The organism is Cellulomonas humilata, from assembly GCF_013359775.1.
In the GTDB taxonomy this organism is placed as follows: domain Bacteria; phylum Actinomycetota; class Actinomycetes; order Actinomycetales; family Cellulomonadaceae; genus Cellulomonas; species Cellulomonas humilata.
Genome location: NZ_JABMCI010000070.1, coordinates 98529 through 124461, shown reverse-complemented (window position 1 = coordinate 124461; position 25933 = coordinate 98529). Strand labels below are relative to the sequence as shown.

Annotated in this window: 19 protein-coding genes and 1 pseudogene; 5 read left to right on the top strand and 15 right to left on the bottom strand. The window is 66.9% G+C overall.

The window, feature by feature from the left end:
* Window positions 1-299: 299 nt before the first annotated feature.
* The 5 genes from HP550_RS17585 to HP550_RS17565 form a co-directional block, all read right to left on the bottom strand.
* Window positions 300-2117: a FliH/SctL family protein gene (locus tag HP550_RS17585; protein WP_175348978.1), complete on the bottom strand. Its 1818-nt coding sequence runs from the start codon at window positions 2115-2117 to the stop codon at window positions 300-302.
* Complete coding sequence (locus HP550_RS17580) at window positions 2114-2953, bottom strand: zinc metalloprotease (RefSeq protein ID WP_175348977.1); 840 nt, start codon at window positions 2951-2953, stop codon at window positions 2114-2116. The genes HP550_RS17585 and HP550_RS17580 overlap by 4 nt, the downstream gene beginning before the upstream one ends.
* A gap of 936 nt (window positions 2954-3889) precedes the next feature.
* Window positions 3890-5641, bottom strand: coding sequence for a DUF4209 domain-containing protein (locus HP550_RS17575; protein WP_175348976.1), 1752 nt, complete (start codon window positions 5639-5641; stop codon window positions 3890-3892).
* Window positions 5642-5686: 45 nt separating this feature from the next.
* Window positions 5687-7816, bottom strand: a complete 2130-nt coding sequence (locus HP550_RS17570; RefSeq protein WP_175348975.1) for a competence protein CoiA family protein — start codon at window positions 7814-7816, stop codon at window positions 5687-5689.
* 357 nt (window positions 7817-8173) lie between these two features.
* A complete protein-coding gene (locus tag HP550_RS17565; RefSeq protein ID WP_175348974.1) occupies window positions 8174-8488 on the bottom strand; it encodes a YegP family protein in 315 nt (104 codons plus the stop codon).
* A 558-nt stretch (window positions 8489-9046) separates the two neighbouring features.
* Between HP550_RS17565 and HP550_RS17560 the strand changes: the two genes are divergently transcribed.
* Entirely contained in the window at window positions 9047-9493 is a 447-nt protein-coding gene (locus HP550_RS17560; RefSeq protein WP_175348973.1) for a hypothetical protein, read from the top strand.
* 89 nt (window positions 9494-9582) lie between these two features.
* On the opposite strand, the gene HP550_RS22475 is transcribed toward HP550_RS17560, so the two are convergent.
* The 6 genes and pseudogenes from HP550_RS22475 to HP550_RS17535 form a co-directional block, all read right to left on the bottom strand.
* Window positions 9583-10239: a hypothetical protein gene (locus HP550_RS22475; protein ID WP_246280993.1), complete on the bottom strand. Its 657-nt coding sequence runs from the start codon at window positions 10237-10239 to the stop codon at window positions 9583-9585.
* A 570-nt stretch (window positions 10240-10809) separates the two neighbouring features.
* A pseudogene (locus HP550_RS23230) lies at window positions 10810-11229 on the bottom strand (TniQ family protein); the annotation flags it as partial.
* A gap of 292 nt (window positions 11230-11521) precedes the next feature.
* Entirely contained in the window at window positions 11522-13045 is a 1524-nt protein-coding gene (locus tag HP550_RS17550) for a TniQ family protein (protein WP_343048246.1), read from the bottom strand.
* Complete coding sequence (locus HP550_RS17545; protein WP_175348970.1) at window positions 13042-14109, bottom strand: TniB family NTP-binding protein; 1068 nt, start codon at window positions 14107-14109, stop codon at window positions 13042-13044. The genes HP550_RS17550 and HP550_RS17545 overlap by 4 nt, the downstream gene beginning before the upstream one ends.
* On the bottom strand, window positions 14110-16278 hold the full coding sequence (locus tag HP550_RS17540; protein ID WP_210768250.1) for a Mu transposase C-terminal domain-containing protein: 2169 nt from the start codon (window positions 16276-16278) through the stop codon (window positions 14110-14112).
* A 4-nt stretch (window positions 16279-16282) separates the two neighbouring features.
* Complete coding sequence (locus tag HP550_RS17535; RefSeq protein ID WP_175348968.1) at window positions 16283-16990, bottom strand: TnsA-like heteromeric transposase endonuclease subunit; 708 nt, start codon at window positions 16988-16990, stop codon at window positions 16283-16285.
* 388 nt (window positions 16991-17378) lie between these two features.
* Here HP550_RS17535 and HP550_RS17530 point away from each other — a divergent pair, with 388 nt between their 5' ends.
* The gene (locus HP550_RS17530; protein WP_175348967.1) at window positions 17379-17942 is read left to right on the top strand and encodes a hypothetical protein; all 564 of its coding nucleotides are present in this window, start codon (window positions 17379-17381) and stop codon (window positions 17940-17942) included.
* 63 nt (window positions 17943-18005) lie between these two features.
* Here HP550_RS17530 and HP550_RS17525 read toward each other — a convergent pair whose 3' ends face one another.
* Together HP550_RS17525 and HP550_RS17520 are read right to left on the bottom strand one after the other, a co-directional pair.
* Entirely contained in the window at window positions 18006-19292 is a 1287-nt protein-coding gene (locus tag HP550_RS17525; protein WP_175348966.1) for a protein NO VEIN domain-containing protein, read from the bottom strand.
* Between the two features lie 55 nt (window positions 19293-19347).
* Window positions 19348-19929: a winged helix-turn-helix domain-containing protein gene (locus HP550_RS17520; protein WP_175348965.1), complete on the bottom strand. Its 582-nt coding sequence runs from the start codon at window positions 19927-19929 to the stop codon at window positions 19348-19350.
* Window positions 19930-20166: 237 nt separating this feature from the next.
* Between HP550_RS17520 and HP550_RS17515 the strand changes: the two genes are divergently transcribed.
* Together HP550_RS17515 and HP550_RS17510 are read left to right on the top strand one after the other, a co-directional pair.
* The gene (locus HP550_RS17515; protein WP_175348964.1) at window positions 20167-21606 is read left to right on the top strand and encodes a HEPN domain-containing protein; all 1440 of its coding nucleotides are present in this window, start codon (window positions 20167-20169) and stop codon (window positions 21604-21606) included.
* Window positions 21607-21805: 199 nt separating this feature from the next.
* Window positions 21806-22411: a hypothetical protein gene (locus tag HP550_RS17510; RefSeq protein WP_175348963.1), complete on the top strand. Its 606-nt coding sequence runs from the start codon at window positions 21806-21808 to the stop codon at window positions 22409-22411.
* A gap of 153 nt (window positions 22412-22564) precedes the next feature.
* Here the strand turns inward: HP550_RS17510 and HP550_RS17505 are convergent, their stop codons facing one another.
* Together HP550_RS17505 and HP550_RS17500 are read right to left on the bottom strand one after the other, a co-directional pair.
* On the bottom strand, window positions 22565-23251 hold the full coding sequence (locus tag HP550_RS17505; protein WP_175348962.1) for an MmpS family transport accessory protein: 687 nt from the start codon (window positions 23249-23251) through the stop codon (window positions 22565-22567).
* 740 nt (window positions 23252-23991) lie between these two features.
* Entirely contained in the window at window positions 23992-24771 is a 780-nt protein-coding gene (locus HP550_RS17500) for an ion channel (RefSeq protein ID WP_210768249.1), read from the bottom strand.
* Between the two features lie 106 nt (window positions 24772-24877).
* Between HP550_RS17500 and HP550_RS17495 the strand changes: the two genes are divergently transcribed.
* Window positions 24878-25870, top strand: coding sequence for a DUF4236 domain-containing protein (locus tag HP550_RS17495; RefSeq protein WP_175348961.1), 993 nt, complete (start codon window positions 24878-24880; stop codon window positions 25868-25870).
* Window positions 25871-25933: the final 63 nt, after the last annotated feature.

Below are 25933 nucleotides of genomic sequence, written 5' to 3'. Positions count from 1 at the left end.
CACGCATCGGAGTGTCGCGTCGACCGTCCAAAGTAGGTTGCCCGGCCGCCTAGGTGACGGGGGGTGAGACGTCCCGCCCAGCTCTGCTGGCGTTTCGGTTCGACCCGAGCTCACGGCCGACATTTGCACCGCGAGCGCGAGCAACGACGAACGAGCGCTGCCGCCTGCCCAGCGAAGTCGCCGTCGGCGCCGATTTGAGCCGCACCACTCGCCTGAGCGTCGACTACGCCCGACCCAGCCGGTCGGCTGCCGAGGGTCAGTCGCGGGCCACCGGCCAAGTACGTGCGGTCGTGACCTCGTCAGGCCTTGCCGGGGTTCGCAGCGAGCCACTGTGCCTGGAGCCTCTCGATCTCGAGACGCAACTCGCTCAGCTCCGTCTCGGCTTGGAGCTCCCTACTGGCTTGTGAGGCGCCGCGCAGCGCGTCGAGAAGAGCGGTGTTCTGCACGACCGTCGCGGTCTCCTGAGCAGTTGGTGACACCGCGCCGCGTGCAGCTATCAGCTCAGCCTGTTGCTTGAGCCGGGCGAGTTCGACGTGCTGCGCCTCGGTCGCGCCGAGGCCGGCCAGCTTGAGCTCCTTCTCCCGCAGGTCGATCTGGCGCTGAAGCTCCGCGAGTCGCCGCTGCTCGTCCACGTCGCCCAGCGTCTGCCAAGTCGTCCGCAGCGTCGACGCGGTGGTGAGCCCCGTCGACACCACGCCGGGCACCTGAGCGGCAGCTGCCGCCACGGCCGCCGCCGCTGACGTCGACGTGAGGGCGAACTTCCGCAAGGCACCGCTGTCGGAGAGCTCGACGCTCGTGGACCGACGCGCCCACAACGACCGCCGGAACCGCACGAACCGGCATGGGCAGGCCCCGTCCACGACTACGGAGCTACCTTCACGGACGAGCTTCACCAGCACGTGGGACGGGGGTGCGGGCTCGGCTCCGGGCGGGGGCGGCGTGGTCGTCTGCCGCCACAGCTGCCAGTGGACGGTGCGCGGCACGCGCAGCCACACTCCGTCCCTTTCCTTGCGCGGGACATTGAGCGCCGCTCCTTCTTCTGGCTTCCGTCCGACTTGGACGACGAGCACACCGAGGGCCTGCCACGCTTGCCACGCGTCCTCGCTACGATCTTTGAGCTTGTTCACGTCGAGGTAGCTCAACGATGGGATGGGCCCCCCTGGGCGGCGGCTGGGGCTGCGCGGCGGCTCTGGGATACCCGCGTTGGACTTAGTGACATCCGGGTCGGGAGCGGGTTCCTCCACGTCCCCCCTAGCCGGCGCGGGTCGTGGTTTCACGGTCTTGAGGAGGGGCTCATCGTGCTTGGGGTTCTGCACCGGCAAAGCGTCTGTGCGAATGTCGAACGACCGCTCGACGGCGTGTGTCGAGCGTGTCCCAGCCCGCCAGGCGGCGTAGTGCGCGTCGAGACGCGCGAGCTCCCCCTCCGCCTCGTCGCGCAACCGGTGCAGCATTCGCAGGCGTGCAGCCAACTCCGAGCGGCGCGCAGCTGCGATCAGGGGATCTGGAGGTGGCGGCACAGGAATTCGCCACCACCTAGCACCTTGGTCGGCGCCGGCAGTCCCGCCGGTCTTCGCAGAAGCGCCGGACGTCTCCGGGTCGCCGACCACCTGGGTCAGGAGACGGCTGAGATGGGCGGTCGCGTCGCGGATCGCCACCGTCAGCTGGATCAGGAGGCCCCGATAGGCCGTCCGGCTCGCCGACTCCGTGCCGTGCTCGTGGGAATAGTCCGCCGCTTCCGACGGGGGCTGGCCGTCCAAGGCTGTCCCCGGAGCGAACCCACCGGGCAATGCGATGCCGACGGCGGTCGCGACGACTCCCAGCGTCTGCGTCACCGCCGCGCCGAGAGTGCCCGTCGACTCCGACGTCGCGGAGACCAGGCGCTGGTCATCGGTCAGTGTGAGGGTGGCGGCGAGATCATTGAACGCCGAGCTTCTCAGCAAGGCGACCTTTGCCCCTCCCGCTTCCCGGTCCCCGGTCGTGACGAACGCGGCGTCGCCGGTCCGTTCGTGCAAGGCCTCGGCAGAGTACTTGTCGATGGTCACCTTGTCGGTTCCTGTGATTCGCACGACCGTGAGCGGGAGTCGGTAGTCGATCTCGTGTCGGATGGCCACGGTCATGCCACCGGCACACGCGACTCGGCTGAGGGCGGGCCATATAGCTTCTGGGCGCCCTCGCGGTCACACTCAGAGATCTCCAGCGTCGTGGAGCCCACGCCCCCGCAGAAGTAGTGCATCACCGATGTCGGGTCGTACGGGGAGAGACCCGAGAGCACGACCTTGTCTTCGTCCGTGGGGCAGTCCGGAGGCGCTCCGGAGCGGATGTGCTCGTGCCGGAAGCCGAGCACGTGCCCGAGCTCGTGGCGCATCACGCCGACGGGGTCGTAGATGAGCTCCTCGCCGAAGAAGGCTGGATCCAGGAACACCCGTCGACGGGCGGGCGGGCTGGTGGGAAAGAACGAGGCCGCGACGGGCTTGCCCTCCATGTCGATGTAGCGCACGGCGAAGACCAGGTCAGGGTCTAGGTCCGCGAGGGCGGCGGCTGGATTATCGTGCCCGTCCCAGCTGTCCGCGTGGGCGAAGTGCACGTCGCACGTCGCCTCCCAGGCCCGAGCGGCCTCGGCGACACAGCGGCGCGCGTGCGCGTACGCCTCGGTGGACGGAAAACTCTCGCGGAAGATGCAGTAGCGCAGGACCTTCCCGGCGTCCCAGCGCACCGTCTTGCCCCCGACCGAGATCCCGGCGAGCGCACCCGAAGGCTCGAGTTGCGCTGACGGCGCCGGGTCCTGGACACCCCGGGCTGGGTGCGCCGCGGCTCGCCGCAGCGCGTACAGCGCGAGCTCGTCGTCGTCCAGGAGCAGATCGCCCTCGACTACGTGGAACGTCTTGAACTTCTGGGTGCCGAAATCAACCCGCACGCGGCGCGCTGCGGCCCGAATCTGCGGCAGCTCGGGCAACTCAGCGCACGCTTCACGAAGCCCGGGATCGCCCGCGAGCAACTCCCCGGCGAGCGTGGTGTTGCGGTCCCACATGGTCCGGCCCCCCAGCCCAAAGCACGCCCAAGACGTACGCTAATACGACCGCGGAGGTGATGGTCATGTCTACCCCTACACCGCACGAAGATGCAGTTCCCGGCCCTGAACCCCGGGACGAGCTGCCGAGGTTCCAAGCCGAACAACCACGTCGCACTTCAGACGAGCCCACCGACTTCCGCTCCTGGCGTGATTCCATGCCATCGTTCGAGGTTGACGGCACACGCCTATACCTTCCGAGTGGGGACGTCCCCGTCGACGAGGCTGAGCTCGCCGATCACTGGTCCCAGCTGCACAGCAACGATCAGCCGGGATAAAAGCGTGACTACCACTGGCGCTGGGAAGCGGGTCACGGCTCCTCCTCATCGAAACTGCTGTCCCTGAACCCTCGTGGTGTCTGCTCTCGGAGCTGGGGTACGGGGTCCTTCAGATCGAAAACTTCGATCCGTGCCGGCCCGGTGAAAGTCCGCCACTGGCATGCCTCCAGAGAGCCCTCTGGCGTGCGCAGCTGACATCCGCTCGGCGTTCGACGAAGGCTGGAAATGGTCGTTAACGCGCCGTACCCGTGGCCGACTGAGGAAGACCGACGATGAACCAGTACGGGACACCGTGCCGAGGTCGGCTGCCGTGAGAACAGAAGTGGTCGGTTAAGCGGCTCGAGCGCCTAGATCGGGCCGTGGGCCGACGAGCTGTTCCTTGCTACTGGGTCCATCACTGGGTATCACGGCGATCTCATCCGCCAAGTTCGTGCCGCAGCTCATGTGATACCACCGAGTTGCACCTCACACCACAGCGCTCCAACGACCGCCTAATCGTCACCCGGCGCGGAAGTGCTCAGCGCTCCACCCGGAGACCCTCGGCTCAACGCAACCTCAGAGTTCCGAGATGCAGGACGAGGTGCAACATCAAAGCGGCGACGTCACGATGTACGACTCCCATAAGGCCGTGCGCAGCGAGGTTGCGGAGGTTGAGGCCCGTGGGATGTACGACTGCCACGTAGTAGTACCTGCGCCAGTCTTCGTCTAAGTCGTATAGCCGAGCGAGCGGATCCAGAAGCGCCGCAACGCCCGGGAACTGGCCCGGGCGCTGGTTCTTCTGCAGCTGGTACACGCCTTCGTCAGCCGAGACCACGAGGTACCGGAATGTCCGCTCTACCAATGGCGTCGCGAGGTAGAAGGCGCCGTCGTAGTCACGCGTCCAGAAGCGCAGCAGCGCACTCGCAGTCATATACGCGCTTGCATCGTCAAGACCCGGCCAAGTTCTCAAGAACCCATAGAGGCTGCTCAGGTTCGGAAGGCCGTACCTTGCGCCGACCCGCTCAAGTGCTGTCGCGAGCAGAGGCTGCGCCATCGCCACAGACCTGGCCTCGTTCTCCACCAGCTCCATCTCGAACCGTTCATCCTCAGTAGGAGCGCTGAACCGCGGTAGATGGTTCTCGTCCAGCACCTGCTTCGGTAGCAGAGCCCACAGCATGCTTCCCGCAAGTAGGTCCTCGGTCATGCGCCGGTTCGCGGCGGCGTTGCCCGTGCACGGCCCGGTTCGAGCCCATCGGGCAAGTCCTTGACCGAGACCGTCGTCCCCGATCATCTCGTCCGCCTCGGAGTCCAGCTGACCCGGCTCCCATCGGGTCACCGTCGACATATCCATCATCTGCGGACGCTGCTGACCTGCGCGCTGCAACTGGGCCGCCACGTCGCGCCGTAGTTCCGCGATCCCAGAGCGATCTGCCAGGTGCAAGACCCTCGAGAGCTTCGACGTTCGCACCAGTGCGTCGGATGACGCATGAGCGTCCAGAAGTCCTCGTCTTATTCGACTTCGCCATAGGTCTGCCCGGTCGCCAGGCTTGGCGTCCCTGAGGGCCGCCGCGTACACCTGATCGGCAAGCGCTCCATCCAAGTCCGGAAGCAACCGATCGGCGAGGTCCATGAATGCGAAGGGCAAGCCGCGGCTGCCGGCGAGAAGTCGGGCGCCGCGCGTCGCGATCCCAGGTTTGCCCTCGCGCATGGATCTCTCAATGACGTCGCGGACACAGAAGCCGGCCGCCTCTGCGCGGACCTTGTCTCTCATCGCGGACGCTAGCCGAAACGCCGCGTAGGCCCACGTCAACGAATCCGAGGCCTCCCACTCACCCTGCGCTGCCCGAACGTACGCGTCGACTGCCGCGATCGCGTGATCGCGGATCGGTTGCACCTTCGCCTGGAAGAGCAGATGCCGGAGACGCGCGAGTACGGCATCGTCATTGACAGCTTGAGCGAGGACGCCCCACACCCGCAGGCGTTCATCGCCAGCACGGACCACGTGCGGGGGCCATCCAGACCCGGCCGCCTCATTCGCCGGGCGCAGCTGGACGCGACGACTGCCGTCTTCATCGAACGTCACCTTGTAGTACACGGCGTCCAGAGCTGCGCCGAGAGCCGTCACCGTCTCAGACTCGTCGCGCATCATCGGCACCGCAGCGCGTTCGGACAGCAACCACGTCAACTGCACCCACGACGCGCGCTCCCCGGCGCACTCGTCGAGCATCGCGGCAACTTCCGAGTCATCCAAGTCTGGACGCGGACCGAGGGGCGGCCCATCCTCGCGCTCCGCGTCAGACGGCGCCGACTCGGCCATCAGTTCTCCCCTCGCCCCAAGACTTTACGGTCAGGGGGTTTTCAACTACTTGTCGGTCGTCTCGTCGACCCGTCTGGGTTCTGATTCCATCAGTTGATGCCTGACTCGGTGCTGCTCCCACGGGGTGCAGCCATCGTGATAGGCGCCCTCGAGTCCTGTTGGGAGGGTATTCGCGCACCCCTTGCAGGTCCGTAGGCGTCCGCGTCGGCTGGCCGCAGGAACGCCCACGGACCGCCCAGGGATCTCGGCGCAACCGGTATGCGTGGTGACGCCTTGCGTGGCCAGAAACTCGTCGAGCGGTCGGTGGCAGATCCGGCAGTGCGTTGCGACGGGTCCGAGGTGGATCTGTCCCGCGATGCCGACGACGTCGCGAACGATGGGTGGTGCAGGCGGGGGTGGCGGCGCGGCGTCCAGGCTGGTGAACCTCTCCTGCACGAGGTATCGGCCTAGTGGTAGGGCCAGCACCCACCCGTCGTGCTGGGCTGCGAGCAGCCAGTCCCGGATGGCGGTCCGAAGAGAACCAACGCTTGTGACGGGCACTTCACGCTTTATGGAGGCAACGCAGTCCTCGATGCCGAAGCGTGGTGCGAGATCGGCGATGCGGATGGCGGCCAGCGCACGCCAGTGCTCGAGAGCGACGTCGACTCCGGTGTTGTCGGTGTTGCTTGACCCGAGGGTGAGGAGTTCGGGAAGTCCGCTGAAGCGTTCGATAACGACCGCACGTAGGGGGGACCCAAGCCATGCCTGTTCGCGGCGATGGCGTCGCTGCTTCGCTGCGACTTGCCGTTCGCGGCGTTCCTGCTCGAGCCGTCTCGCTTGTTCGGTCCGAAGGCGCTCGGCCCGTACTTCCCTTCGCAGGAGCTCGCGTGGCGGGTCCGTCACGGTGAAACGCCCCTCAGTGCCTTCAACGAGGTCGACGTGTCCAAGGGCGTGAAGCCGCTGAAGCCAGTCGCGAATAGTGTCGCCAGCGGCGACCCTGCTGGACACGAGTGAGTCGGTGGAGAGCACTCGCAAGCAGTCGTTGATGGTCGCGATCGAGTCGAGCTTGGCGAACATGAGGTGCCCGTACGCGAGTGCCTGCCAGTGCTGACGGTGCGCTCGGATGCCGCTGCTGCTACTCGGTAGGTCGAGGTGTTCGGGGATCTGCCCGCCGTAACGCGCGAGGACGTTTGCGCGCATTGTTGAGGTCGACCAGGCGGTGTTCTGCGCCTCGATCGCGTCCGACACCTTCCGCTGCTTCTGGACGGCCCGCTCGTTTGCTCGCCGTTGACGGTCGGCGGCGTGTGCCTTGTCCCGTTCGGCCTTGGCGACCGCGGTCGCTCGCCGTTGCTCTTCACGGTCCGTTCGGATCTGCTCGGCCGCCAGGTACGCGACCCTGTGGTACGCGAGCTCGTCAAGGCGCGGGTGGTGCGGGCCGGTGGCAGTAAGCGTCAGTGAGTCGATCGGTTCGATCCACAGATACACCGTCCGGTCCTGGCTGGTGGGCGCCAAGAGGAAGCCTTCGCGTTCGACGTAGTCGACGACATACGGGATGGCCACCACTCCGAGGATCGGGTTTAGCCACCACAGCTGCATGCCTGCGTCGAGGATCGCCCTGGCGACCGGTCCGAGTTCGATGGTCTCGCCGCCCAGTTGAGGCTTGAAGTGCACGCCCCGGTGCCCGAGGAACCACACCGGAGACACCCCAACGTTCTGGTAGTCACGGGTCCGGCTTTCCCACGAGTCCCGGTCGCCCGGTGCAGGCATGGCCGAGTACTGCACTTCGAGCGCGATCCGTTCCCCAGTCGCGTGCGTTGCGAGCACGTCTGCGCGACGGTCCACCACAGGGAGCATCGACACCTCGGGCCGGGCGTCGACGTCAGGATGCTTGCGGGCGAGCCAGTCGAGCAGCGCGTGCTTGCCTTGCTTGTGGAACAGCGACTCCTCCGAGTGGCCGCCACCGGTCAGGTGCCTGAACCCGTCACGGCCCCGGGCACGCGACACCGTCGTGAACTGAGGTGTCGCACAGTCAGGAATGAAGCATTGCAGGTTCGCCTTGGCGTACGACTTGAACTGCTTCGCGGTGTTGTCTTCAAGCAGGTACAGCGGCCCGATCGGGTCGTTGACGTGGGCGGCATAAACCAGGCGCGTCTCACCGTCGGTGAATGCGGCGATGTCGCCGGCAGCGTGGGCCATGCGCCGGACCGTAGCGGGATGCACTGACGACAGGGATCAATGTCGCTCGTTTGGAGGTACCGAGTTTCGAGGTCCCACCCGCGTCGCGGCCGCCTCTCCGTGGGCCGTTCCACGTCGACCAAGTCGCGCGCGAGCGTGCGATGGCAAGGTCTCCGGCGGTCGCCATAGCACCGAAGGCAGATGGCACCCGTCACCCGGCGCCAGCTGGAGGCGCTCTTCCTCGCCGAGGATGGAGACCTCCCAGCGTGCCCGGCCAGCTAGGCCGAGTTGTCGTGACCGTCGTCGGCGCGGCGCCTCTCGCTCACTCACCCTGAGACTGGCGGTGGGGCGGCGCACTCTCCCGCCCCACCCTCAGCCTTACAGGGTGGCGGACCCGGCGTTGCGACGGACGTTGTCCGCAGCCTTCTCGGCGGCGCCCTTACTCGAGAAGCTCTCTCCAGAGGAGGCGACTCTGTCGGAGGATCGCCAGGCCCGCCACCGCCAGTTGCCGCCGGAGTCCTGGTAGATGTCGTACCTGGCGCTCGAAGCCGCTGCCTTGAAGGCCGCTGCGGCCCGCTGGGCGTTGTAGGCAGACGCGAACGTCTCACCGGCCCAGGCGACCATCTCGTTGTTGTTGGCGTACAGCCACCAGGAGTCTTGCCCGGCGGTGTTCTTCCCCACACTGAAGTACATCTGCGTTCCCTTCGACCGGCGGATGGTTGACCGGTGGGTCGACGCTTGCGTGCGGCGTCGACCCACCGGGTGGTTACCGACCCCGCTTCGGGGTCTGCGACAGGGCGGACGCTGCGGCGGTCTTGGCCGCCTTCGACGACTTCGGGCTTGCCAGGACCTTGCTGGCAGCCTTGGCAGCCTTGGCACCTGTTTGCTTGGTGTTCCGGGCCATCTCTCTCACCTCCCTCGTGCCTGCTTGCGTGCGGCACGTGGAGGTGTTGTCATGCCGGGGTAGAACCTGCACGACACCTCGTGTGCCTCGAACGCCCGGCCTGCCAGCCGGGCGTTCGTTGTTTGTTGGGCCAGTTGGTCCCGCGTCAATGAGAGCACCGGACGCCGACACTCTTGTGGCGACACGCGGTAATCGCGCCAGTTATGCGCGACCCTCCTGTTCGCGTGTAGTGTTCAACGCGCGAACTACATCGAGGTAGTTCTACCCGATGTCCTCAATCGAACCACGAACCTGCAGGTAGAGCCCACCTAGCCCGACTATTTGCGCGCGACTTGAGACGAGGGATCGTGACCGAGAGTGTCGGACGGCTTCGCCCCGTCGATGAACCCCTGGGCGACGATGTTGAAGTAGTCGACCTGGTCGACTACTGCGCTCGACCGCAGTGCAGGAAGGAGTTCCGGCACAGTGGAGGGCGCGGTCGCCGCCGCGAGTACTGTTCCGAGACTTGTAGGCGACTCGCCGATCGCGACTACAAGCGCGCCAAAGCGATGGTCGAGCACTTTGAGCGGCTCGCCCAGCGGTCCCGGCACGACGTGCGGGCGTTCGGTCGTGGTGATGACGAACCGCTTGGCGGCGACGACGTTCCAGTGGAGGTACAGCGCGAGCGGGCATCGGCCGCAATAGCTCGCGCTCGGGCCATCCTGCAGTTCGCAGAGAACTCCGACCCACGTCTCGTCGCCGAGTTGTCGACTCTGTGCGACTCCCTAGATCCGGTGGTCGCTCGACTTGGCTAGTCGAGGGCTCCTCGGTAGATGGTGGTCGTCGCTCCACTGAGCACGTCGGCCGCAACCACTGGTAGCGGCGCCCTTCCTTGCTTCACAGGCTAGGCCCGCTTGTGTAGCGCCGCTGCCAGTCCTTGCTGCTGGTAGCGGTCGAGTGAATTCTCGAACTGCCGGTAGCGGGCGCGTTCCGTCGTGACTGTCTGCTGGCCGCTCCAGGCGGGCGCGGCGTCGATGTGCCCGTGCGCGACGTGGATCCACTGCCAGATCAGGGCGTAGGGACGGGCCTCGAAGTGGCTGCCGGGTCGGTAGCGTCGCGCCCATTCCTCGTACCAGCGGGACATGTGGGTGCGGTGGCGGACCTTCTGTTCGAGCACGCGATAGTCCTGTCGCGGCAGAGCTGCCGCAACGAGCGTGAGACGTGCCGTCCAGACCTCGCGGTGCGCGGTCATCCGCGCGGAGCAGGCTCGAGCTGTTCGGGTGCCAACGGCCGCGGGCAGGTCCAGTGCTTCCGCGGCCACTGCCCAGGTTGTGATGTCCGCGTGTGTGCGGGCGATGCAAAGCGATGCGAACGCTCGCGTGGTGACCTCTCCGCTGTCGATGAGCCCGGTTAGGTGTTCAGCGAAGAGATCCTGGGGAATGACCTGCGGGATCGTTCGGGTGCTGGCGTTCATCGGCGCTCCGGAGTTGTCGAGGCGGTGGGACAGGCGGCGGTGGGGTGCAAGGGTCGCGGTGATCAGACGCGTCAGCGTTGCCGTCATGACGGTGCGGTCGGCCAACCAGCCGAGCGCGCCGTCGTTTGAGGCGGGAGTCAGCTCTATCCAGGGCGCGAGTGCTGCTGCCGAAGCATCGACGTCTGGCGCGGACAGAATTTCGTCTGCGGTACTGATGGCGCCAGCGCGAAGCGACGGGTCGCGCGGTGGGCTGATGCCCCATCGCGGGCCCCGGGTGCGAGCTCGCGCGTCGCCCCCTGTTCGGAGAAGGACCGGCCATCTGGCGAGTGCAAGAGCGTCTACCTGCGTGGCTAAGTGGAGAAGTAGCGTCGTCAGGCTCCGTAGATTGGTGAGGTACGCCGAATTGGCCTGTTGCTCACCGACGACCTGGACATGCTCTCCGCTGAGGGCTCGATCGATGCGCTGCTGAGTTGCCACAGCTCGTTCTGGAGCGGGTCTGAAGACGATCTCGGTGAGTAGGTGGGGACAGTGCTGGGCGGGCCCGTGGCCGACAGGGTTGCCGCACTGCAGACCTGACCCGCTGGGTCGCAGCGGTGAGTGCCCTTGGTCACGGAAGGGCCGAAGGCACCCCGGGCACCGAGTCGCCAGGAGACACGAGTGCTGCGCGCAGACAGCGACGATGGGCAGCCTCCACACGAGCCGCCACACGTGATCAGCGGCCAGGCACCTTGGGCACAGCTGCGTCCCATGGCCGCTTACCCAGCCGCGCGCGGCGACCACGCGGAACGACCCGCCGTCGGCGGGATCAAGGCCATGTAGGTCGACCGCCGCGGGGTGCGCGGCGAGGGTCATCGATCGCACGGCTCCAGCCGGCACGCCGCCGAGCCGTGCGAGGCGCGCGACGACCCTCGGGTCCGGCGCCAAGGTCAGAAACCGCGGCTTACCGCCGGCTGAGTCGGTCAGCGTTCGCATGAGGTCGGCCGTGCTCAACCCGTTCATGTAGGCGAGCCGTTCGAGCCAGGAGTCGATCGCCTCGCCGCGGACTGGCTCGACCGACACCGGCAGCGCGATCGTCATCGCCACCGGCCCCCGCTCGTCGATCGCGAGCCGGGGCGGCCGTTGCGGTACGGAAGCCCAGCGGCAAAGCCTGTGTACCTGGAGACCTCGGCAAGCTCTCGGCATTCATCGATGACTTGGCAGGTCCCGCATACACCCGCCGCGGCGTCGACCGCGGCTTGCCGCTCGGGCTGGGGAGTCGGGACGTGGCGCGTCGCCTCCCATCGCGCCCATTCGACGGTGAGCTCCTTGCAGGCGCCGTCGGGCAGTGTGATCGCCATGCCACTCGCAACCGCGTCTCGGTCTCTCTCGCTCATTGCCAGCCCTCCGACTCCAATTCGCCGACCCCGGCGTCAGCGAGCGGCGTCACGACTGCAGGGTCGAACGCGTCGATGTCGTCGAGGGCGCTCTGAACGAGGTGCAGGCGCGTCTCGGGATCAATCCGGTCGTTCAGCACTATGGCGTCGCGGGTGCGGCCCGGGCGCCCGGGGACGGGCCCGCCGGTCAGATGGATCCAGAGCCAGTCAGCGAGGCAACCGTCTGGAACTTCTTCAGGAAGCGCGCCGGTCGCAGCTCCGTGGGGTAGTCGGGCGTGGTGCACCATCGGCCAGAGAGCGGCTCGTCGCCGGTCGTAGTCGACGAGGTCGCGATCGGCGAGGTTGGTCGCACAGGCGACGAGCAGATCGCCATACTCACTGGCGAGAGCCCGCCCGTCGCGTAACAGAGCGAGTGGCAGGTTCGGCGGCATCTGGCCGAGACGGAGGGCCGTCTTGGCTCGGCGCTCCCCGGTCCAGTGCGTGTGCCAGCCGCCGGAGCACACGATGTGCAGGATCACGGCCAGGTGCGCGCGTTCGACCCAGTCGGACTCGGCTGGAGCGATCTCGTCTCCGGTCACGCACCAGGCCGGTACGTGCCCTGCCTCGAGGCCGTCCTGCATCTGCAGGCGACGCACGGTCCGGATGACGTGAGCGAGCACTGCGTCGGCTGCGGAGCTGTCGCGGTTGGGGAGGCGTACTCGTTGAGGTCGCACTGGGAGCACCCCTGGGGTGTCCGCGACCGCGCGCACCGTTGGGTCAGGGTGAGCGAGCACTCGCTCCCAGCCCTCGGCGATGAGACGGCGTCCTCGCTCTGGCGACTCGACCGCCCGCCAAGCCTCGAACACGATCGATGCGGCCTGCGCCGGATTCTTCGGTGGGCGGACATGCCACTTCCGATAGAGCGCCCCGAGTCCGGCGCGAGTCTCGGCCTCCCAAGCGGGCAGTCGGGGCCAACTCTCGTCCGCGGTCAAGGAGGCGAGCGTCGCGAGCCGATACGTCGACCGCCACGCTATCGACGCCCGTCCGTTGGTTCTAGCCAAGGTCAGACCTCGGGAGATGCGCCGCTGGACGTCGAGCGCCGAACGATCCGGGTGCAGCACCGTCGGGCGGGAGTTCAGGTCCCGACGGTCGACGAGCAACGAGCTGCAGCCCAGGCACAGCGGATGGCACGCAAGCGCCCAGTCCCGCAGCCACGCCCCGCTGCTCGGGGTGCAGACCGGACACACCCAAACAGCACCGTCGACCCGCCACGTCCGGGGTCTACGACGGTCGGCGCGCCCGCGCACGCCGTGCGTATAAGCGCGCAGCGTCATCTGAGTCACCTCAGCGACATCCAGATGCGACCACTCGGTCACGCTGGCAATCGCCGGCCTTGTTGGGAGTCGCCATCGGTGCGTGCCGCGTCCGACCAGGTCCCCGACCGAGAGGTCGTTGGCCTGAGCGGTGCGTGCGACCAGTGACGCGAGAGCTTCGCCCTGCACTGGTTCTAGGCGAACGGGCAGAGACCGCCGGCCACTCACTGGGTGTCCCGTCTCTTTGGCGCTATAGATCCAGGACGTCGGCTCCCCAGCGACTGCTCGTGGAGGGTGGCGCGTCGCGAGAGTCCGACGCCGTCCAGATGGCTGGGATGAAGGGTCCATGTGCCGTCGATCGCCGCGGCGTCGACCGCGCCGCGCAGCAGCGCCGACACGTCCCCGACGAAGCCTTGGGTGCGGCGCCAGATCCGCGACACGTGGGTCTTGGCCAGTAGCCCGTCCGAAGCCGCCGGCAGGTAGGGCAGCAGCTGTTGCTCGACGTCGACGAGGAACTCTTGCCAGGCCCGCTTCTCCTCGAGGGTGTCCACGGCGAACGGCACCATCTCCAACGCCTGGAGCCGGCCGGCGATCTGCGGGTCGGCCAGGATCGGGCTGTCGTGCAGGTTGGCGCCGATCAGGACCATCGTCGCGCCCCGCTCCCCGAGCTCGGTGTTGACGTGCTTGAGGTGGTCGAGGACCTCACGGCCGTCCTTAAACCTGGTGTCGAGCAGGTGGACGTCGTCGACGACAAGGACGCGCACGCGGTGGCGGCCTATGGCGCCCGCGATGCGCGTCGAGAGAGACCTGATCGGTCCGTCGGTCGGGTACCCGAAGTAGGTCAGGATCTGCGCGTTGAAGTCGCGGATCCGCGCAGCCGATTGCAGGTTGATCCACGCGACAGGAACCTCGTGTGCGTGCACGCCGGGCTCCGGCGACCAGCTGGGCAGTCGTGCCTCGCTGATGCGCGGGCCGACCCATTGCCGGTAGGCCTCGTGCGCCCAGGCCCTAACCGCTGTGGACTTGCCGATCGTGTTCGGCGCGTTGACCGCGACGATTGTCTTCGCGCCCGGCCCGCTGTTCGAATTCGTCGTCACGACGTTCCACATGGTTGCCGCCACCCGTCGGGCGTCCGCGGTCGGAAACTGGGATGCCGCCAACCAGTCCCGAAGGGCGCACAGGTGCGCAGCGCGTTCGGCCGAGGACAGTGCGTGAAGATCGATCAGAGAGAGCTTCTCGGGGGGTGCCGGCTGTTGAGCCCGGGCATGCCGATGCCACATGTTCGCGTCCACTCACAACTCCCTCAGGTCGGGCCACTCGTCGTCGCGGTAGACCGACAGGCCAGCCGAGTCCTCCGGTAGAGCGACGAAGTCGGACGTCCCCGGTGCCGGGTTATCGAGGCTGGCGGCCTCCGCGATCGCGGCTTGCGCTTCGTCGTGGTCCCGCCGGGACTGCTCGACCCGCAGCTGCGCTGCCGCGAGCTGCGCTCGCCATTCCTTGAGTCCCGCGTTGGTACTCAGAGCGCCGAGCTCGCGCGCGATCAGTTCGGTCGCCGCGCCACGCTTCAACATCCCCGCACCGCGCTGTGCGCGAATGCGCCCGATCGCCCTGTCGCGGGTGGCGTCAGTCATCGGCGCCGACAGCAAGTGCGCACCGCGCCACGGCACTTCGACGACCGTGCCTGTAGCCGGATCGCGGAACCAGATCCGAGAGACATCGTGCGGGTCGTAGAAGAACGGCACCGCAGAGTCTTGGCGTCGGAACTCTCCGCTGCGAACGGCCCTGAAACCGTCAAGGACTGGGGCGTCGTAGGTGAGGTTGTGGAACTCGACACCGGAACCACCGACGGTTCCCCACCGCACCGGCAAGAACTCGTAGAGAAGGTCCGGATCCTGCGGGACGTGGATGCGACCGGTGACAGCGTGGAGCGCATCGAACAGCGATAGCGGTGTCAGGCGCTCGAGCTCCACGCCCGGGTAGACCAGGCCTTGGTGCCACGTTCGGTGGTAGTCGAGCGCCACGAACGCTCGCAGGTGCCGCTGCAGCTCTGTGGCGGTGACGAGCGGCTCGATCGCGCCGGCATCGATGCGGCCGGTCGCCGAGCCGCGCTGCGATGGGTTGCGGCCCTTGTAGCCGGGTAGTTGCTGCACTGCGCGTTGCAGGGTCTCGTGCCATCGCTCCACGTGTGCGTTGTCCGTCGGCCGCTTCCCGCGCGAGAGGAGCAGGTCGATCTGGAACTTTCGCAGTACGTCCTCAAACGCCGCACTGACGAAGATTGAGCCGTGATCCGAGCGGATCGCGTCAGGCGTCAGACCCGGGATCGGGTGCTCGCCCTGCAGCGTCGCGTCCTCGAGCGAGTTCCACACAGCAGGGGTGAAGGGCGGAGCGATACCTTCCGGGATGCCTGCCCAGCGCCAGTCGCGGTAGGTCGTCCCCTCAACGAGCTGCGACATCGGCCGCATCACGTCGTACATCAGGAGGCTCGCATCGACCGAGTCGGCGCTGCGTGCGACGACGCGCAGTGCGAGCACGACCCGTGACGCGACGTCGATCGCGGTGAGGATCTCGACGCTGATCGGCTTGCCCGAGCGTTCGTCGTAGACCAGGACGTCCGCGCGGGTCGCGTCGATCGCCACGACCTCGCCGATCCTCACGACCGGCACATGCGAGTACCCCGTCGTGCCCCGCAACGACCGCGTGCGCTGAGAGCGAGTCGTATGGCCGCGTTCGCGCATGAGCTGGCTCAGGTACTGCAGCGATGCCCGCTGCGGGACAGGCTCGTCAAGACCAACGGCGAGCATGCGAACTCTGATCCGCCGCATGAGTTCGTCGATGTTGACAGTCGAAGTCGAGCCGTCGAGCTGGCCGACGACCAGCGCGGCTGCGCTGCGGAACTCGGTCGAAAGCACGACATCGAACGGCACCCTGCCGCGCAACTGGCGAGCGTCCACGAGTCCGACCAGTCCGTCCTGGCGCCACCGGACCACCCAGTTGTAGACCGTGCTGGCCGAGACGGAGGTTCGCCGAGAGCTGCCCGCATCGAGGCGGCGTCTGTGCCCACGATCGTTCTGGAGCTCGTCTGTCAGGAGTGCAGCCATGCGTGTGCACCGCGTCGTGAGGCTGACACCCCACGCTGGCCCGAACGGCTCGCGGGGCTCACCCCCGTCCGCAAGCTCGGCGTGGCCGCGCCGGAAGCCGGTAACGATCTCCAGAACGACTTCGAGCCGATCGAGTGTGGTCTCCTTCCCCGCCTCGGACATGCACGACCACAAAGGCTGCAGTCTGCGAATCACGGCGCCCGCGTCGGCGCGATTGGGCTCGCGCAACTGATCAAGGTCTGGCCACTCAACGACGCGAGACGAGCCGTCGAGCACGCGGACCGTGACCCCCGCGACGTGCAAGGACGTCACCACCGCTGGGCCGTCGTCCACGAGGACCGTGCGGCCGATCTCCAGCACCACCCGATCAACCATCGGAACGCGCCGCAACTGCCGTCTCGCGGCGCAGCGCACCAGCCAGGTTGCACTTCAGCTCACCGGTCCAGAGCAAGTGCCAGGCGGTCGAGATCAGCTCTCCCGAGCCATCGTCCAGATCTAGGAGGTCACCGAGGGTCGTCCCGTCCCGGGCCGTAGCTAGCAGAATCACTCGCTGGCGCTCGTGCCACAGCCGCGGTCGGCGAAAGCCACCCAGCCAGCGCTCATTGAGCCGCTCAACCATCGGCTGGCCGACGAACACCTCGTAGCGCCACCCGACTACAGCGCAGGCGACCCTGGTTAGCGCTGACTTCGCGCGGAAGTCGTCGTCTTGTCGTTCTTCGGCACGGCAGTCCCAAATGGTGGCCGTCCCATCCACCGTCATCGAGACGAGATCCGGAATGTGAGTCAGTGGGCAGCGCGACTCGATCTCGAACCTCAGGCGGGCGGGTTGTGCGACCAACCATGCCGTAGCCCGGCTCCGGTCGAGCAGACGCACAAGGTCATGCTCAAGCCCTGACTCGGCCAGCACGTAGCCGCCGGTGGCCATACAGAACGCTCTTGCCGGTACGTGCCTCGAACGCGCTCGAGAGCTCGGATATCGCACCGGTACCAGCGACTTGATCTCCGGCGGCCCATCACGCCAATCCCATCGGGCGCGGCCGTCGTCGACGGTCGCGAACTCCCATGTCGCATGCATCGCTCACCCGTGCGCGGGCATGCCGAATTGGCCGGTGCCTGTTCACATGTGAACCCGACACCTAGACTCGGTGCCTGCGCTTCCCTTCGTCATCGCAACGGACATCAGGGAGCGTCTGGGCCATCACCGTTCCCGCGGTGGTGGCCCTCTTGCGTGCGCGCCGTCGCGCCGCTGCTCCTGCTCGGGAACCTAGGCCCCTAGCGGACGCCCGTCGACAGGCGCCAGGATTTCCGTAGACACGGTTGTCCACAGATTCGGTCCAGCGCTTTGGCCGCGACGACCGATCGGTGCAATGACCTGGGTCTACGCAATTCCTGCGGGACGCGTCACCGATGGACCCAGGCCACGGAGGACCAAAGTGTCGAACCGGCGAGACACCATCCCCAGCGTGACCGAGCTCGCTCTCGTGCTCGACGAAGTGCAGGCCGCGCTGTCCGACGTCGCGGCCTGCCTGTTGCCCGAGTGTCCGAACCCGTGCCAACGCCCGGGTCGCCGCAGGGGTCGACCGCAGATGTTCTGCTCCGCGAACTGCCGCGCGAAGTACGCGTACCGGCGTGGACAGCTCGACCATGCACTGACCGTTGTCCAGGACGTCGCCGACGAGCTCGCGGAACGCTTGCCCTTCGCCACGTCGTCCGAAGAGGAAGGACTGCGGCGACGAGTCGTCGATGCGCACCAGAATCTGCAGTGGCAGCTGGAGCGCTACTCCCGCGACCGTGTCCACCGCCGCCGAGCACGTCCCGGTCCCATCGAGCCCAAGATGCCCGGGCTTCGCGCGCTCTACACAATGTGCGGCTCGGTGCCAGATGCTGACGAGCGGGCGGCCATAGAGGCGGAAGACGCGGCCTGGCGTCGCTATCAACTCTTCTGGCGACGGGACCCGTCGCTACCAACTGGGCCACCGAGACTGCGGACCCTGTCGGCGATCCCCTCGGCGGCTGGGGCGCGATAGCCGATCGACCGAACTCAGAGACCGCCCGCAGTCGCGTCGCGTCGATCTGATGCCTCCGGCGGGTCAACTCCGTGGTTGCGCGGGCGTCCAGTCGTAGCCTCGTGGTCGGAGCGTGCCTGCGTCGGGGTTCCAATCGATGACCTGGAACGTGCCGCTTGAGGCGTCAACCTGACCGTCGGCGCTCACGCTCACGTTCGACAGGATCCCCATGACGCACTTTCCGAGGTTTCGACGCGCGAACGCAACCTCAGCGGGAGAGACGATCACCGAGACGCCAGTTGTCACCGTTCCCTTGGCTTCGAGATAGCGCTCATCTGAGCCCTTGACCGCCAGAGCGTCGTAGCCGAACTTCGAGTGCCGCACGTCGCTCACTACCCAGCCGGAGCTTCGGAAGTGCGCCTCGAGCCGCGACTGCGCCAGGTTCTCGACTGCCTTGCGAACGGCCGGATCGTCCTGCCATCCCTGTGCGCCACGGCTTACGGGCGCCGTACTGCCCGTCATCTCACCACTCGGCGCCGGCCCGGCACGTCCCAGCCCTCGCAGATGGCTCGCCCATAGCCCCTCGAGCTGCGGCAAGACCTCGTCGCGTATCCGAATGCCGCTGCCCTGCGGATGCCAGTGCTGCCCAGGCAGTGAGGCTTCGACGTGGGTGAGCTCCAATCGGTCGTCCGGTTCCAGGATCGTGTCCCAGTCGACGAGCACGAAGTTGCTCTGTCGCCCTGAGCCGTCGAAGTGCTCGTCGCTGTAGATGGGGCCGGTGATTCTCCCGCTCGCGATGATGCCGCGGCCGTGGTCGCCGAGCCGCACTAGGAATGCGCGATCGCCCGCGTCGACGCCACCTTCACGAGCGCCCATGGACCACGAGTCGCGATACAGGCTCCCGGCCCTCGTGGCCGCCACCGCAGTAGCGAACTCCTGCTCGTCCCAATGCCACATGTCGGGGTTGTGCGTCAGCATGAACCCGTTCGCTGCGTGCCAGGGCGCCCGAGAGTCGAGGCCAGTGGTGTCGAGGTAGGAGACATGACGACCCCGGACCGGTCGACCGATCAGCGCGTCGTACGCGCGATGACCGGGTGCAAGTACGTGGCCCACCAGCGCGTGCAGGACTCTGCTTCCCTCGACCACCGGCTCCCGGGCACCGGTCAATTCTGCGACGACACGGACGGCACCGTTGTGCGACATCGTCGCGTAGCGCTCGGCCTCGGCCGCGTCACCGATCAACCACGTCCCGCGATTGAGTTCCCAGAGTTCCGCGTCGGAGAGATCGTCTCGCCAACCCACAGAAGAACGTCCCCAGGCGTCGTCGGCTGCGGCGTCATGCCAGTCCGTGAGGTGCAGGTTGACCGCCATAACCGAAGTGTGGCACCCGCCCTCGCCGTAGGAGTGTCGCTCGGGGGTGCAGTGATCAAGAGTCCTCCATCGCTAGTCGAACTAGCGGGCCGGCCCTAAGCGTTGCCACTCCGGGGTCATCGACGGCGGCCCATCGCGCAGGGCTGACGTAGGTAACGTTGATCTCGCGGCCGACTCGAGATTCCAACCCTTCGAGCGCACCATCGACCTCCCGGCGCTCAGCGCTGCCTATGACGACAACGTCGACGTCGGCCGGGGATCGTCCCGCTAGACCTAGATACCGGGCCGCCCAGGATCCGTGGATGTAGACCTCATCAATACCTCGCACCGTTGCGAGGGCGCGCCCCATCAACGACCAGGGCCCGAGCGTCACCGTGAGGAGTTGACGCAGCGGTGCAGTCGCCGGGTTCGCCTCGACGGACTGGAGGACTGCCGCCCGCCCGACCTTGTCGGCTCGGAGGAGCCCAGCCTCCAGCAGTCGCCGGACCTCTCTGGAGACAGTGGCGGCCGGCGCGTCGAGCAGGCGTGCGAGGTCGGCGGCCGTGATGCCCGCGTCACGGCTCAGCACCTCGAGCAGCAGCTGCGCCTGAAGCGTGGATCGGAAGATCGGTATGAGAGCCGGTGCCGATGTCCTCATTTAACGCACCATATCGCCAGTCATATGAGCAACCCAATCTTCGCAGCCACGATCGAACGTCTCGCTGGCAGGCTCTGGCCGCGGGCGAACGGACCCTGGGATGCGGTTAAGCCATCTGCTGCTGCACCACTAGCTCGGATGCGGCAGCGAGCACGCTGCCCGCGCCGAGGAAGGGGCCGGCGAGGACATGGGCACCTTCCGTGCCAGTCAGACGCGGTGCTCCGGTTGGATGGCGACATGAGTGACCACACCAACGCGCTCGACCCGAAGCTGTGGGAATTGACCATGGCTGTGGTTCGCGAGATGGACGCCAAAGCGATCGAGTACCTGGGGCGAGACGGGAGCCCATACCTGCCACGACGACGCAGACGATCCGTCTCGAAGTTCGAGCACGGGTGGCCGAATGTCGGCAGCCTCACTGCGGCGGACCAGGTCGACGCCATCGCATACGCGGAACTCTTCGGCGCCACCAAGGACGCGATCCACCCATTCGCCTACGAGGACGTCGAGGCGCTGCGCGATCTGATCACCTATGTGCGCACCACTCCCTCCATCCTCGAGCGCACCCTCCCAGCGACGAGCCGCTCCCCTGAAGACGCGACGATCAAGAGGATCCTCGAGTACAACGTTCGAGACCTGCCGCTGTCGATCTTCGACCGCGCGAAGGCGCTCGGCTTCGAGATCGACAGCGCCGAGGTCCTTGACCTGTACCGCCAGCGGGAGAAGTCGTGGCTCGCCCCAGAGCTCCCTTACGAGCTCGTCGTCCCCCTGGTCCTGACGAATCTTGCTCTCGAAGCCACCTTCGAGATCGACGACGAGTCGCGCATCGAGCTTCTCGACGACAACGACCTGCGGCAGATGTCAGCTGACTATGACATCACTGGTGTCCCAGGCCCCGTCGCGGACGCCGCCCGATTCGCGATTGTGGTCGGCATGCCGCCGCTGCTGAATCCCGGCGAGGGTCGGCGAGTTTTCATTCGCGAGAACCTTCCCGACACCACCCGGGTCGACGCCGTGTGCGAGGGATTGCGGATCGTCTCCTCCACCCAGACGGGTTGGGCACGGGTGTTCCGCCGTCCGCTCGGCTGGGCGGATGGGTGGACGAACGATCTGCCCGCGTACACCTTGCTGCACAGCTCTCGCCGGTACCCAGGGGCATTCGACGACTTCGCATGGCTCAAGCCAGGCACGACCGTGACGCGCGAGGAGCTAGACCGCCTCCCGACGGTGACAAGCGCACTGACCTCCGCGTCCCACACGACCCGCCTCGCCGCTCGACGCCTGTCGACCGCGCTGGTGCGAGACGCACCTGACGATCAGCTCGTCGACGCCTGCATCGGTCTCGAGGCGCTCCTGGGGCAGAAAGGCGCCGAGCTGTCGTACCGCATCGCCCTGCGCGCCGCTGTCCTACTGTCCTCTAGATCGACCGACCCGCTGCCGGCGGAGCTGGTGTTCCGCATGGCGCGGACCGTATACGCCCGGCGCTCCGATCTGGTTCACGGGAGCGTCTCAGAGAAGCAAGCGCAGTTCGAGGTCCCGAGCGGTGCACCCATTGCGACGAACACGGTTGCGGTATGGCTGCTCAGACAGGTCCTTCAAGAGCGCCTGCTAAGACCAGGGCACTGGCGCGTCGAGGATCTCGACGATCAGGTCCTCCAGGCCCTCAGGTCCAACTGACCAGGCCTAGGCTTTAAGCGTCCCGCATCCTGCGGAATGCCGACCCAACCCGACTCAGCGCCGGCTTGGCGCTGCTCGGCAGGCTCGGTCGCTAGCCAAGCTGGAGCTCGGATCTGCAGCTCGGGGAGTTGCTGGACCACACCGGGACACGTGGCCGCCTTCGCAACCGCCTCGCCGCTGGTTGTGCCACGCTCCGCGCATGACTTTGTCGTCGTCGGCGCTCTGGGCGGAGTGGAAGCGGATCACCCGCTTTCTGAACAGCACACAGATTGCGCTCGCCCGTGAACGACTGCTCTGGGAGTCGCTCGAACTGGACCGCGCGGCGGACACTCGCCTGCACGTGCCCGCAGACAAGGGCGAGTATGTGGTGAGGCTAGACGAGCACCTCGAGTCGCTATCAACTCTGAGTACTCTCCATGCCGCCGTGCTGATCCAGAGTTACGCGGTCGCAGAGGCCGCTGCGTGCGACCGGCTCCGCCTCGACCAGCGAACCGCGGGAGGAATCGAAGAGTGGGGCCAGGCTCTGCTGGCGGCGAATGGTCGAGGTTGGGCCGACGTACATGGCGGGCGCGGAGGAGCTGTCGAGGTCGCAGTTGCTAGAAACGCCTACGCCCACGCTGCTCACCTCGTCGATGCGAAGGCTGAGGCCCGGCTTGCGAAGGCCGGATCAGTCCGCTGGACCGCTGGCTCCCTAGTCGATCTGCAACTCGCGGACGTCGTCGAGTTCCGCACGCGCATCCGATCGCTGCTGCGCTACGGAGGGTTCCATCAGCCGCCGAGCCCGCCTCCGACCACTCAACCGTGACCTGCAGCGCTGCAACTGGCCACCTGGCCGTACTTAAAGTATCCGGGCTCGATTTGTCGAGATGAACGACAGACTGACCGTGCGTGAGCGGCCCCCTTTGGCTGCGCCAACCAAGGCCCGGGCCAGCGGTCAAAGTACAGCGGCTGCACCCGGCTACGACGAGCAGGTGGCTATCGCGTATGCCCCGCTCGAGGTGTTCTCTGATTCGACGACCCCACGCACCGTGATCCGGCACGTCACTGTGCCGGTGCGTCCCTTGTTCTGGGCACTGATGTAGGGGTGCTGGATCGGATTCGTGAGGCACAACCCGACCTCACCGCTCTTGGTCGTGAGGGGCAAATCAATGTCTGCTTGCTCGGTCCCTGACGCGGTGCTCATCGTGATTGAGGCGCTTGCGGCTGTGCCCTCGACCTCGTACAGGACGTCGCCCTTCGGGATCTCCACCCTCCAGGAGCTGGACCACGGGGTTGCGTTGGACGCATCGAGCACAGCTCTGACTCTGTACCAGAGGGTGGCGTCGTATCCCACGTACCTGTCAGTGGCGCTCGTCGCCTCCGACGAGAGGGTGTCTTCGCTGACGGTCGACCAGAGGTCGTCGGCTTGCGACGAGTCGTGCCTCTGTACCTCGTAGCCGACGGCATCGTCGATCGGAGACCACGTCACGTCGACGTTCCACAGGTCGGCGAAGCCTGCGTCACCGAGCTGCGCCTTCAGGTCGGCCGGTGCCGTTCCTCGCACCTCCGCGGTCGCGAGAGTCTCCGGGGTTGCCGGGGTTGTCGCGCAGCCACCCGAAACGAGGGCGAAGGCTACGACGAGCAGGAAACATGCTGTTCGGGTCATCTCGGGCCTCCACCAAGAGGGTGCCACGTAGCGTTGGTCCCCTGGCCCCGTTCTGTGGTCTCGAGTTCAGCTCGCTGGCGGTTTCGCAGGTGGGAAGAAGCCGACACGCTCGGCGTGTGAGCGAGCCGTTCGCAGTGCTTCGTCGCGACGCTCGAGAGGCACACCGCGCACCTTTGCGGGAACCCGCCCGCTCTGTTCGCGGGAGTAGGTGACGCTCGCTTCTCCGGTTGCATCGAGCGGGACCAGCAATGTTCTTGGCGCTCCAAGCAGCCCACGAGGCACCCGGAAGACCGCGCGGCAAACACCGCGGATGAGGAGCAGCAAGGGTATGTAGAGAAGCGAGATCGCGAAGGCGAAAACGAAGTCGATCGCAGCTGCTCCAGGGACAGCGACGGAACGAACTGCGGCCGCCGTCGCTGGGATGATGGCCAGGACGAGCCCCGCCCAGAGCACCCAGTCGGTCTGCAGCGGCGTGTTGGAGCCCCATCGTCCGCGAGTTCGCGTCACCGCCACTGGCCCTCCTCGATCTCACTTGGGCCGACGTTTTCGTGTTCGTCTCGCGGCGGCAAGGATGAAGCTTCGCCCGATCCAGTTCGGCCGTGGTCGAACGCATGAGGTTGCATCCACGTAGTTCCTTTACGGCCGCAGACGAGCAATGAAACGCGGCGCGTTCGCCTCGTTGCCGCGCTGGTGGCCGCTCGTCGTGGCTTTCGGGTTCGTGCTCGGGGTCGATCGCGTTCTCAACTAGTCGCTGCCGGATCCGCTGAGCGAGCGGTGCTGGGACCTGATGGGGCCTGTTCGGGCTGGCTAGGGCGCGCCGCAAGCTCGTCAGCAAGGCGCCGCACCTCTGTCGTGAGGTGCTCGATCTGCGCGCGCGTGACCGCCTGCTCGTCGTCCGTTGCCGCTGCGACCCGCTCGACCAACCAGGAGGCGAGGGTAGCGGTGACCACGCCGAGGAGCGCGATGCCGGCGACCATGAGAGCGGCTGCGACGAACCGGCCGGTCGTGGTCACGGGGTAGCGATCGCCATAGCCGACGGTGGTCATGGTGGTGATGGCCCACCAGAAGCCATCACCGAGGTTTTCGATGTTCGCACCTGGCTGCCCTCGTTCGACGTCCGTTACCGCGAGGGCGCCGCAGGTGATCAGCAAGGCGGTGGCTCCCACGACGTAGGTCACGACTTTGCCGCGCAGCGTGCTGGAGCCGACGCGGTTGAGTACGCCGACAAGCGCGACGAGGCGGAGGAGGCGCAGCGGCCGCAGGATCGGCAGCAAGATCACCGCGAGGTCGAGGGGGTGGCGCTTGACGAACGCCCACCGCTGCTCCGAGAGGCCGAGACGGGCGAAGTAGTCGACCGCGAACCCGACCCAGGTGATGCGCACGACGACTTCGCACGCCTCGTAGCTGGCATGGCTCATGGTGGGGATCGCGATCGGCAACGCGTAGGCGATCAGGAAGATCACGGCTGCGATCGACAGTGGCCATTCACTACGTTGCTCCCACCGCTCCACCCGGGTCACAGCGCCATGCTCCCACCGAGGCTCCGGCGATCGCGCGGGTGTTGATCGTGAGGCCAGACTGGGTGGGATAGGCGTCACTCGTGAGACACCGTGCCAAGGGGCGACGATGGGGTTCAGGGCTCGGAAGTCGTTCAAGGTGATGCCGGGTGTGCGGATGACGGTCACGCCCCGTGGGGTCTCCACGTCCGTCGGGGTGCGCGGCGCCCGCGTGAGCGCACACTCCTCAGGGCGTGTGACCCGGTCCGTCGGGATCCCAGGCAGCGGGGTCTCCTACACGACGTCGACCTCGGGCTCGGCTCGTGCCACCCCCGCCGCACAGTCGCGGCCGGCGGCCGGTGCGAAGCCGGGCTTCACGGCGCCGAAGTGGGAGAAGGCGCTGTACGCCGCGGCGATCGTGCGCCAGGACCCGGCCGAGATCCGTCAGGTCGCGACGGCGCACGCTGAGCCGCGCCCTCTTGCAGCGGTCCTCGAGGCGATGCTCGGTGCGATGCCCGCAGATGATGACAAAGCAGCGCGAGATCTGCTCGCCTGGGCGTGGGCTCAGAACTACGACCCGGGCGCGGACCCTTTTGTGCTCAAGTACTTACCCGCCGCCGGCATGACCCTCACCGTGGCCGCAGGCATCACCGTGACGATGCCGTTGAGCCGAGACGCCATCGGCCTCGCCCTGGCTGAGGCTCACCAGAGCGTCGGAGACCTAGCCGCCGCCGTATCTGTCGTCGAGTCGCTGGAGCCGAGCACCATCGCAGCGGTCTCCCTCGCCGAGTTGTACGCCGACCAGGAACGGTGGGACGAGGTCATCACGCTGACCGACGGCGTCACGAACCTCGACGAGCCGAGCATGTTCATGCTGGTGCAACGCGCGATCGCGCTACGCCACCTCGGATCACCTGGTGCTTCTCGCGAGGCGCTCAAGGAAGCGCTCAGGCTGCGAAGCCGCCCAGCAGAGTTGCGCCACCTCGCCCTGGTGGAACGCGCGTACACCTACCTGGCCGAGGGCAAGACCGGTATGGCCCGCCGCGACCTCGACAAGGTGCTCGCCGAAGACGCGAACTACCCCGGTCTCAGCGACGCGATAGCCCAGTTGCCGAGCGACTAGCAGGGTGGCACCGCGTAGAGGACCGCCGGCGGCCCGCCGTACTTAAAGTATCCAGGCCCGATT

What these genes read in the sequence shown, in the direction of transcription:
- HP550_RS17505 (WP_175348962.1), bottom strand. Translation starts at nt 23,251, where the DNA reads ATGACCCGAACAGCATGTTTCCTGCTCGTCGTAGCCTTCGCCCTCGTT.
- HP550_RS17570 (WP_175348975.1), bottom strand. Translation starts at nt 7,816, where the DNA reads ATGGCCCACGCTGCCGGCGACATCGCCGCATTCACCGACGGTGAGACG.
- HP550_RS17510 (WP_175348963.1), top strand. Translation starts at nt 21,806, where the DNA reads ATGACTTTGTCGTCGTCGGCGCTCTGGGCGGAGTGGAAGCGGATCACC.
- HP550_RS22475 (WP_246280993.1), bottom strand. Translation starts at nt 10,239, where the DNA reads ATGACGGCAACGCTGACGCGTCTGATCACCGCGACCCTTGCACCCCAC.
- HP550_RS17495 (WP_175348961.1), top strand. Translation starts at nt 24,878, where the DNA reads ATGGGGTTCAGGGCTCGGAAGTCGTTCAAGGTGATGCCGGGTGTGCGG.
- HP550_RS17575 (WP_175348976.1), bottom strand. Translation starts at nt 5,641, where the DNA reads ATGGCCGAGTCGGCGCCGTCTGACGCGGAGCGCGAGGATGGGCCGCCC.
- HP550_RS17585 (WP_175348978.1), bottom strand. Translation starts at nt 2,117, where the DNA reads ATGACCGTGGCCATCCGACACGAGATCGACTACCGACTCCCGCTCACG.
- HP550_RS17520 (WP_175348965.1), bottom strand. Translation starts at nt 19,929, where the DNA reads ATGAGGACATCGGCACCGGCTCTCATACCGATCTTCCGATCCACGCTT.
- HP550_RS17535 (WP_175348968.1), bottom strand. Translation starts at nt 16,990, where the DNA reads ATGCATGCGACATGGGAGTTCGCGACCGTCGACGACGGCCGCGCCCGA.
- HP550_RS17525 (WP_175348966.1), bottom strand. Translation starts at nt 19,292, where the DNA reads ATGGCGGTCAACCTGCACCTCACGGACTGGCATGACGCCGCAGCCGAC.
- HP550_RS17515 (WP_175348964.1), top strand. Translation starts at nt 20,167, where the DNA reads ATGAGTGACCACACCAACGCGCTCGACCCGAAGCTGTGGGAATTGACC.
- HP550_RS17565 (WP_175348974.1), bottom strand. Translation starts at nt 8,488, where the DNA reads ATGTACTTCAGTGTGGGGAAGAACACCGCCGGGCAAGACTCCTGGTGG.